At 42.4% G+C, this 7,415-nt stretch carries 5 protein-coding genes, 1 tRNA gene and 1 rRNA gene; 6 read left to right on the top strand and 1 reads right to left on the bottom strand.

The window, feature by feature from the left end; all coding sequences use genetic code 11:
- A 16S ribosomal RNA gene (locus QK890_RS11820) occupies positions 1-391 on the bottom strand; the annotation flags it as partial.
- Between the two features lie 1,336 nt (positions 392-1,727).
- Between QK890_RS11820 and QK890_RS11815 the strand changes: the two genes are divergently transcribed.
- The 6 genes from QK890_RS11815 (at position 1,728) to QK890_RS11790 (ending at position 7,400) form a co-directional block, all read left to right on the top strand.
- A complete protein-coding gene (locus QK890_RS11815) occupies positions 1,728-2,240 on the top strand; it encodes a ferritin-like domain-containing protein (RefSeq protein WP_005782541.1) in 513 nt (170 codons plus the stop codon).
- 241 nt (positions 2,241-2,481) lie between these two features.
- On the top strand, positions 2,482-4,260 hold the full coding sequence (gene sppA / locus QK890_RS11810; protein WP_032530609.1) for a signal peptide peptidase SppA: 1,779 nt from the start codon (positions 2,482-2,484) through the stop codon (positions 4,258-4,260).
- Positions 4,261-4,268: 8 nt separating this feature from the next.
- The gene (gene lpxK / locus QK890_RS11805) at positions 4,269-5,399 is read left to right on the top strand and encodes a tetraacyldisaccharide 4'-kinase (RefSeq protein ID WP_032530607.1); all 1,131 of its coding nucleotides are present in this window, start codon (positions 4,269-4,271) and stop codon (positions 5,397-5,399) included.
- Entirely contained in the window at positions 5,338-6,147 is an 810-nt protein-coding gene (locus QK890_RS11800) for a purine-nucleoside phosphorylase (protein ID WP_005789915.1), read from the top strand. The genes lpxK and QK890_RS11800 overlap by 62 nt, the downstream gene beginning before the upstream one ends.
- A 27-nt stretch (positions 6,148-6,174) precedes the next feature.
- The gene (gene thiL / locus QK890_RS11795; RefSeq protein WP_005789917.1) at positions 6,175-7,209 is read left to right on the top strand and encodes a thiamine-phosphate kinase; all 1,035 of its coding nucleotides are present in this window, start codon (positions 6,175-6,177) and stop codon (positions 7,207-7,209) included.
- Positions 7,210-7,327: 118 nt separating this feature from the next.
- Positions 7,328-7,400, top strand: a tRNA-Phe gene (locus tag QK890_RS11790).
- Positions 7,401-7,415: the final 15 nt, after the last annotated feature.

The raw sequence follows: 7,415 nt of genomic DNA, 5'->3' as shown, positions 1-7,415 counted from the left end.
AGGCTCGCGCCCATTGACCAATATTCCTCACTGCTGCCTCCCGTAGGAGTTTGGACCGTGTCTCAGTTCCAATGTGGGGGACCTTCCTCTCAGAACCCCTATCCATCGAAGGCTTGGTGAGCCGTTACCTCACCAACAACCTAATGGAACGCATCCCCATCCTTTACCGGAATCCTTTAATAATGAAACCATGCGGAATCATTATCCCATCGGGTATTAATCTTTCTTTCGAAAGGCTATCCCCGAGTAAAGGGCAGGTTGGATACGTGTTACTCACCCGTGCGCCGGTCGCCAGCAAAGAAAGCAAGCTTTCTTTCTGATGCCCCTCGACTTGCATGTGTTAAGCCTGTAGCTAGCGTTCATCCTGAGCCAGGATCAAACTCTTCATTGTAAAAGTATTGTTATATATCCCAATAAGGGACAATATTAGCTCTGTTCAGGATGTCGAAAATTTATTGACGGTCATTTTTTCATATACCTATATAATAAGTATTGACGGTTCTAAATTTACTTGTACTACTTGTATTGTTTATCAATTTTTCAAAGAACGCTTCGTTTCGATTGCGCTTCGTTTCAAAAGCGGGTGCAAAGGTAAAAGGTTTATTTTAAAACACCAAATGTTTTGGAAGTTTTTTTTAAAATGTTTTTCCGGTCTGTTCTCCGACTCTCTTAGCGAAAGGGAAAGGCACCGGAATAAACGCCTTTTATCGCGAATCGGACTGCAAAGATAACGAATTTTAATATTAAACTCCAAAGAAAAAGGAGATTATTTTTGTTGTTCGTTAAGGCAATCAATACGCGGCTGCAACATGTCAATTTCAATCGGCTCTCCCTCTCTTGGAAAGCGGGTGCAAAAGTACGTGATTTACCAATACAAGGCAAATATATAAGGAAGTTTTTTTTCATAAAAATATAAATTTAGATGTAAAGGACTGAGGGAGAGGCAGGTTTTAGAGCATACTTTAAAAAGAAGGAAAAAGGGAGGGCCAAGGGGACACATTATTATAATATATAGAGGGGGAATTTTCAGGAGATAAAGGAAAGGATATGTGCTACGAAAGGGAGGAGAACGAGTGTTTTGGGGTGGAATTGCGGAGAAAAATAGGGGATTTAACGGGAGCTTGACGGAATTTAAACGGGAGTTAAACAGAAAATACGGCGGGATTTTGACGGGAATTGAATGGGAATTGAACGGAATCCAAACGTTAACATTGTTAATGCAGTTGGGGAGACATTTATTTTAGGGGCGGAAATAACAAAGCTTTTGCTTCGAAAAGACTTGTTATTTGAAGACAAAAGGCTTGATTTAACCCCCTGTTAAATCAAGTGACGGGAGGAGAAGAAACGAAAGAGAGAAAAGGATTGAGAATGAATACAATAGAGAGACAAGGGGTTCTTTTTTAGAAAAAGAGATAAGTAGTGGGCCGAAAGGGATAGTTGCGATTAGAACAAGTATGGGTGCAGCGGATTTTCAAAAGTAAGGTTTGGAGCGGAAGCGGGAGGAGTGCAATTACAAAAGACAAGAGAATAGCAGGACAGGCACAAGTTAAAGAAAGAAAGTATCAAAGATTGGATCATAGATTAAGAATCGGACATAAAAAGAAAGCACGTCTTCAAATATCCCTAAAGCAAATGTCTTCCTGTTAAAATCACCCTTTCAGGAAACAAAATCCCCTGCCCCATGTTACTTAACCAACTTAATTTTTATAACCTAAACCAAAAGAATTATGGCTAAAGAAAGTGTAAAAATCCTGCAAGGAAAGCTCGATGTAAAAAGTTTGATTGATCAGCTGAATGCTGCATTATCTGAAGAATGGTTGGCATACTATCAATATTGGGTAGGTGCATTGGTAGTGGAAGGTGCTATGCGCGCAGACGTACAAGGTGAGTTCGAAGAACATGCTGAAGAAGAACGTCACCACGCACAATTGATAGCAGACCGAATCATCGAATTGGAAGGTGTTCCGGTACTCGATCCGAAAAAATGGTTTGAACTGGCCCGCTGCAAATACGATTCTCCAACAGCATTCGACTCTGTCAGCCTACTGAACCAAAACGTTTCTTCAGAGCGTTGCGCCATTCTCCGTTATCAGGAGATTGCCAACTTTACAAACGGTAAAGATTACACCACATGTGACATCGCCAAACATATCCTGGCTGAAGAAGAAGAGCATGAACAGGACTTACAGGATTATCTGACTGATATTGCCAGAATGAAAGAATCGTTTCTTAAGAAATAAATAATGGTTTCTTCAAGAATGGAAAGAGGGAATACTCCGTCCGGGGTAGTTTCCTCTTTTTATTGTTACTCCTCACTGTAATAATCACCTTTCCTCTACTCCGCAGACATACCTAAATAATCATATTTTATGCACTCCGACCGTGACAAAACAAAAAACTATGCGACTTATGGGATGAATTTCAACTCAATTATTTATCTTTGTTAGCTTTAAAAAAGCTGGCATAAAAACAATATGTACAATGAAAGATTTCTTTAAATTTACGCTTGCTACATTGACCGGTATCGTACTATCGGGCATTGTTTTGTTTATCATCGGAATTGCGACGCTTGTCGGCATCATTTCGTCATCGGATACAGAAACTGTGGTAAAGAAGAATTCCGTAATGATGCTCGACTTGAAAGGTACACTGGTTGAGCGCACTCAGGAGAGTTTAGAAGGTTTACTGGGTAAATTTACCGGTGAAACAGCCGATACATACGGACTGGACGATATACTGGCTTCAATCAAGAAAGCTAAAGAAAATGATAACATCAAGGGCATTTATATACAAGCCTCATGGCTGGATGCTTCGTACGCTTCGCTACAGGCGATACGTAAAGCATTGGATGAGTTTAAGGAGAGTGGCAAATTTGTCGTAGCATATAGCGACAATTATACGCAAGGACTTTATTATCTTTCGAGTGTTGCCGACAAAGTGATGCTCAATCCCAAAGGCATGATCGAATGGCGCGGACTCGCTTCAGCACCTATTTTCTATAAAGATCTATTACAGAAACTGGGAATTGAGATGCAGGTATTCAAAGTAGGTACTTACAAGTCGGCAGTGGAACCTTTCACCTCCACCGAGATGTCTCCGGCCAACCGGGAGCAGGTTACAGCTTTCATCGGTTCTATCTGGAATCAAATATTGGATGGTGTTTCCGCTTCACGCAAAATAGGAAAAGATTCATTAAATATGTATGCTGACCGTATGCTGATGTTCTATCCGTCAGACGAAAGCGTAAAATGCGGACTGGCCGACACGCTGATTTATCAAAATGACGTACGCGACTATTTGAAAACACTTGTGAAAATCGATGAAGATGATCGCCTGCCCATCTTAGGGCTCGAAGAGATGGTTAACATTAAAAAGAATGTTCCTAAAGACAAGAGCGGGAATATTCTGGCTGTTTATTATGCTTCCGGTGAGATAACCGATTATGCCGGATCAGCAGCGTCTTATGAAGGTATTATAGGTAGCAAAATGATTCGCGACCTGCGTAAACTGAAAGAAGATGACGATGTAAAAGCTGTTGTATTACGCGTAAACTCTCCGGGAGGAAGTGCTTTTGCGTCCGAACAGATCTGGCATGCCGTAAAAGAGCTGAAGGCTAAGAAACCGGTCATCGTCTCAATGGGCGACTATGCCGCATCCGGTGGATATTATATCTCTTGTGCTGCCGACAGTATCATAGCCGAGCCAACCACTCTGACGGGTTCTATTGGAATCTTCGGCATGATTCCGAACGTTAAAGGATTAACCGAAAAAATCGGATTGACATATGACGTAGTAAAAACCAATCAATTCTCAGACTTCGGCAATCTGATGCGCCCGGTAAACAGCGATGAAAGAGCTTTGCTACAGATGATGATCGGCCAAGGATATGATTTATTTGTAAGTCGTTGTGCCGAAGGACGCCATATGTCTAAAGATAAAATTGAGAAAATAGCTGAAGGACGTGTATGGACCGGAGAGATGGCTAAAAAAATCGGATTGGTAGACGAATTGGGTGGAATAGGTAAGGCACTGGAAATAGCTGCACAAAAAGCCGATTTAAAAGGATACACCATTATATCCTATCCTGCCAAAAAGGATATTCTGTCTACGTTGCTTGATGTCCAACCCGGTAATTATGTAGAATCCCAAGTGCTGAAAAGTCAATTGGGAGACTATTATAAAGATTTCAGCCTGCTGAAAAATATAAAAGAACGCGCCATGATTCAAGCACGCGTTCCGTTTGAACTGAATGTGAAATAGCAAACTGCATGAAAGAAAACTCTATCAAGATACATAAATGGCTATATCCTGCTTCATGGTTATATGGGGCAGGAGTAGCATTACGAAATAAACTCTTTGACTGGGGAAAACTTCAGTCAAAGAGTTTTAATGTTCCTATTATTTGTATCGGGAACATCGCAGTGGGCGGTACGGGTAAAACGCCGCACACAGAGTATCTGATAAAATTGCTTCATGATGAATTCCAAGTGGCTGTATTAAGCCGGGGGTACAAGCGCCATACCAAAGGATTCGTACTATCAACAGCAGAAAGTGACGCCCGCAGTATTGGCGACGAGCCTTATCAAATACAATCGAAATTCTCCGATATCCGGGTAGCAGTTGACGAAGACCGCTGCCATGGCATCGAAAGGTTACTCACACTTAAAGAGCCTCCGGTCGAAGTTATCTTGTTGGACGATGCGTTTCAACATCGATACGTGAAAGCAGGACTAAATATTCTTCTGACAGATTATCACCGTCTGTTCTGCGATGACACCTTGATGCCTGCGGGACGCTTACGGGAGCCTGCACAAGCCAAAAATCGGGCACAGATAGTCATCGTAACCAAATGTCCGCCGGATATCAAACCTATTGACTACAATATTATTACGAAAAGGTTGAATCTGTTCCCCTACCAGCAGTTATATTTCTCGTCTTTCCGATACGGAAACCTGCGGGCAGTCTTTCCCGATTGTGCCACTGTACAAGAGAGAAAATTATCCTCCTTACAGACAGAGGAACAGATACTGCTAATTACCGGTATTGCATCTCCCGATACGATCATCCGTGAATTGGAAATACATACACGGAACATCGACTTACTCGCTTTTAGTGATCATCATAACTTCAGCCAGCGAGACTTGGCGCAAATAAAAGAGAGATTCGGTAAATTAAGAAAAGGGCAACGCCTGATTGTCACAACCGAAAAAGACGCGACACGCCTGATATACCATCAGGAACTGGATGATGGGCTGAAACCATTTATTTATGCCCTACCCATTGAAGTAGAAATATTACAAAATCAACAAGATAATTTTAACCAACACATTATTGGCTATGTTAGAGAAAATACAAGAAACGGCAGCCTTCCTGAAAGGAAAGATGCACACAAGTCCTGAAACAGCAATCATTCTGGGAACCGGACTTGGCAGTCTGGCAAACGAAATTACCGAAAAGTATGAAATAAAGTACGAAGATATCCCCAACTTTCCTGTGTCTACCGTAGAAGGGCACAGCGGTAAGCTTATTTTTGGTAAATTGGGTAATAAAGAGATTATGGCAATGCAGGGACGCTTCCATTACTACGAAGGTTATTCTATGAAAGAAGTGACTTTCCCGGTACGCGTGATGCGTGAACTGGGTATCAAAACATTGTTTGTGTCCAATGCCAGTGGCGGCACCAATCCTGAATTCGAAATCGGTGATCTGATGATTATCACTGATCATATCAACTATTTCCCCGAACATCCGTTACGTGGTAAAAACATCCCGTACGGTCCCCGTTTCCCGGATATGAGCGAGGCATACGATAAGGAACTGATCCGCAAGGCAGATGCCATTGCAGCAGAAAAAGGCATTAAAGTACAGCACGGAATATACATCGGTACACAGGGACCCACATTCGAAACACCTGCAGAATACAAACTGTTCCATATCTTAGGAGCTGATGCGGTAGGAATGTCTACTGTCCCCGAAGTGATTGTAGCCAACCACTGCGGCATCAAAGTTTTCGGCATTTCCGTCGTAACAGATCTTGGGGTAGAAGGAAAGATTGTAGAAGTATCACACGAAGAAGTTCAGAAAGCAGCCGATGCTGCCCAGCCGAAGATGACCACCATCATGCGCGAACTGATAAACCGTGCATAGATACTTCCTTATCATAAAATAAGATATATGAGAACAGAGATAGCAACCTTAGGTGAATTCGGACTGATCAAGCATCTCACCGAAGGAATTAAATTAGAAAATGAATCAAGCAAATATGGAGTAGGCGACGATGCAGCCGTCCTCTCCTATCCTGCCGACAAGCAAGTGTTGGTGACTACCGACCTCTTGATGGAAGGTGTACATTTCGACCTAACCTACACGCCGTTAAAGCATTTGGGATACAAATCTGCTGTGGTTAACTTCTCCGACATCTATGCGATGAATGGAACGCCCAAACAGATTACAGTTTCACTTGCTCTCTCCAAACGCTTCAGTGTGGAAGATATGGATGAATTTTACTCCGGACTCCGTCTGGCATGCCAACAATATAAAGTCGATATTGTAGGTGGTGACACCACCTCTTCTTTGACAGGGTTTGCCATCAGTATCACTTGTATTGGTGAAGCCGACAAAGATAAAGTAGTTTACCGTAATGGCGCCAAAGATACCGACTTGATCTGTGTCAGTGGCGACTTAGGTGCCGCCTATATGGGGCTGCAACTGTTAGAACGCGAAAAAGCAGTCTTTAAAGGCGAACAGGATGCTCAGCCGGATTTCTCCGGAAAAGAGTATTTGTTGGAACGACAGCTCAAACCGGAAGCCCGCAAAGACATTATTGAGAAACTGTCCGCCGCAAATATCGTTCCGACTTCTATGATGGATATCTCTGACGGACTTTCTTCGGAGCTATTGCATATATGTACTCAAAGTAAAGCAGGTTGCCGTGTCTACGAAGAGCATATCCCTATCGATTATCAAACAGCAGTTATGGCAGAAGAGTTCAATATGAACCTCACCACCTGTGCCATGAACGGTGGTGAAGATTATGAACTTCTTTTCACTGTTCCCATTGCCGATCACGAAAAAGTATCGGAAATGGAAGGTGTCCGCCTGATCGGACATATTACAAAGCCCGAATTAGGCTGCGCACTGATCACACGCGATGGTCAGGAATTCGAGTTAAAAGCTCAGGGATGGAATCCCCTACAGGAAAATAAATAAAAAAATCAGAAAGAAAAACTCTGATAATAAGCAGAATAGCTTTTTATCAGTGTTTTTTATTACCCTAAGGTTTGCAGAATTAAAAATTTTCACTACCTTTGCAACCGCAAACAAGAAAGGTGCCATAGCTCAGTTGGTAGAGCAAAGGACTGAAAATCCTTGTGTCCCCGGTTCGATTCCTGGTGGCACCACTTTAAAAGATTAGC

The sequence above is a fragment of the Bacteroides sp. NGMCC 1.200775 genome (assembly GCF_040798045.1).
Taxonomy (GTDB): domain Bacteria; phylum Bacteroidota; class Bacteroidia; order Bacteroidales; family Bacteroidaceae; genus Bacteroides; species Bacteroides hominis.
The sequence above is the reverse complement of the archived record's forward strand: the minus strand, read 5'-3'. Positions and strand labels throughout refer to the sequence as shown.